The sequence below is a fragment of the Rhizobacter sp. P2_H2 genome (assembly GCF_056403375.1).
Window position 1 is genome coordinate 1 of sequence record NZ_JBFUFP010000900.1, and the last position, 2,289, is coordinate 2,289.

Annotated in this window: 3 protein-coding genes and 1 pseudogene; all 4 read left to right on the top strand. The window is 69.3% G+C overall.

The window, feature by feature from the left end; all coding sequences use genetic code 11:
- Positions 1-210 (top strand): hypothetical protein (locus AC1D15_RS27995; protein ID WP_477828581.1); only part of this gene is annotated, 210 nt, incomplete at its 5' end.
- Positions 211-266: 56 nt separating this feature from the next.
- Entirely contained in the window at positions 267-866 is a 600-nt protein-coding gene (locus AC1D15_RS28000) for a Pvc16 family protein (RefSeq protein ID WP_047512697.1), read from the top strand.
- Positions 863-1,681 (top strand): hypothetical protein, encoded by an 819-nt coding sequence (locus AC1D15_RS28005; protein ID WP_477828582.1) that lies wholly within the window; start codon positions 863-865, stop codon positions 1,679-1,681. Before AC1D15_RS28000 ends, AC1D15_RS28005 begins: the two co-directional genes overlap by 4 nt.
- A 54-nt stretch (positions 1,682-1,735) precedes the next feature.
- Positions 1,736-2,289: pseudogene (locus tag AC1D15_RS28010) on the top strand (phage tail sheath family protein); the annotation flags it as partial.

A 2,289-nucleotide genomic window follows, 5' to 3' on the forward strand; every position in this document is an offset into this window, starting at 1 on the left:
ATAGAGGCCTGGCTCGCGCGCTACCCCTCCGCCGCCGACACCGAACAAGGCATCCACGACTGGTGGTTGCCCGACATAGGCGTGGACGTGCCTCGGTCCGACCTGCGACTCGCGCTCGATGCGCTGGTGCAGCAAGGCCGGCTGCAACGCGACACGCTGCCGGACGGAAGCGCGGTCTACCGCGCTCCCGCCCCGTCGAGTTCCCCTTGACCGGCAGCCCGACAACGCCTCGACGGAGACAGCCCCCGCGGCAATGCGCAAGCAGCATGGCAAACATCCAGGCCATCCATTCGGTCGGGCACTCGATCGTGACCTACCTGCGCAACACCTATCCGGCCACGGTGGGTGCACAAGCCATGCCGACCTGCGACTTCGCGCTCGTGTCATCGGGCGAACTGGCGCTCCCGATCGAAGACGACACGCGCGTGACGCTGTATCCATACCGCGTCACCGTCAACGAGCACCAGCGCCAGCAACGCCCGCAACCGATGTCGCCACAGCAGCAGCCGCCGCTGGGCCTGGACCTGCATTTCCTCCTGACCGCCTGGGCTGGCACCCCCCAGGCCGAACTGCTGCCGATGGCCTGGGCCATGCGCCAGCTGTACCAGCACCCGCTGCTCGACGCCTCGGCGCTGTCGCCCGAGGCTGGCTGGGGGCCCGACGAAGTGATCCAGATCATCCCGTCGGAGCTGTCCAACGAGGACATGATGCGCATCTGGGACGCGCTCACGCCGCCTTACCACCTGTCGGTCTCCTACGTCGTGCGCCTGGTGCGGCTGGATCCCGACGTCTTCGAGGGCGCAGCCCCGGTGGTCGCTTCGCGCTTCGGGTACGGCCCGGCCTGGCAAGCGGGGATCGCGCGATGAGTGCGCTGCTGATGCGCGAGACCGATCGCCTCGAGCGCCGCGTGCTCGGCGCGATCGAGTTCCTCGACGCCACCACGCGCACCCGCGTGGACACGCCGCTCGACGTGCGCATGGACGGTGCCAGGCTGCTGCGCAACCGCAGCGGCCTGTACGTCATCACGCATGCCGAGCACCCCTTGCTGGCGTTGCATGCCGATGCCTTCGAGACGGCGCCCGTGCAGCCGGTTCTCGGCAGCGTCGCCTTCACGCTGCTGGTCGGCGACCGGAGCGGCCGTTACCTGCCACGCAGCGTCGCCGTCACGCTGCCGCGCGATCCCGCACCGGCCAATGCGGGCTCGCCCGCTTCGTTGTTCCGTCCCATCGAGGTGCCGCTCTACCCGGCCGCCACGGCGCCCGTCGGTCTCAATTGGTCGGTGCTGCGCGTCGCGGTGCGCGACAGCACCAGCGGCGACGCGCTCGGTGGCGTCCTTCTGATCGTCACCTCCGGCGGCAACACGCTGGCGCGCGGCTTGAGCGACTGGCGTGGCGAAGCGCTGGTGGCCGTGCCCGGCGTGCCGGTCACCACCTGGTCGGAAACGCCGGCCGCGGTGACGGTGAACGAGATCAACGCGCAGATCGAAGGCGTGTTTCCCGGCAGCGGCGGCACCCGCATCAGCGCGGCGCAGCTGAGCTCCGGCCGCGCGCCCCTTGCGCTGCCGCAGATCGATCCCGAAGTCGTCGAGTCCCAACGAGCCGCCCTGCCGCGCAGCACCCAGGCGGTGACCTTGGCGACCGGCCGCAGGCAATCGCTTTTCCTCGTTCTGGCACTGCCATGAAGGCCGCACGCCAGTTCTTCCAGACGTCCACCTTCATGCAAAAGGAGATGAACCATGCCTGAATACCTGGCACCCGGCGTATACGTCGAGGAAACCAGCTTCCGCGCCAAGTCGATCGAAGGCGTGGGAACCAGCACCACCGCCTTCGTCGGGCCGACGCGCCGCGGCCCGGTCGGCAGCACCACAGGCCGCCTGGCCACGCCGGAAATGGTGACCAGCCTGCCCGACTTCGAGCGGATCTACGGCAGCCTGCAGAACCTCGGGCTCAGCGACGTGACGAACGGCGCCGACCGACTGAACTTCGTCGCCCATGCGGCGCGTGCCTATTTCGACAACGGCGGTTCGCGCCTGTACGTCGTGCGCACCGCCAATGGTGCGGCCACTGCCGCGGGCCGCCTGCGCGACGGCAACAACACGCCCGCCGAGGATGTCTTCGTGCGGGCCCGATTTCCCGGCGTTGCCGGCAACGGCACGGTGCGGGTGCGCGAGAGCGGTCGCTCGGCCACCGTGCTCTCGCTGACGAATGCACCGGAGGGCAGCATGCTTCGCATCGTCGCTGCCAACACGCCGACGCTGTACCTGAAGACCGGCAGCGTCTGGTCCGACAG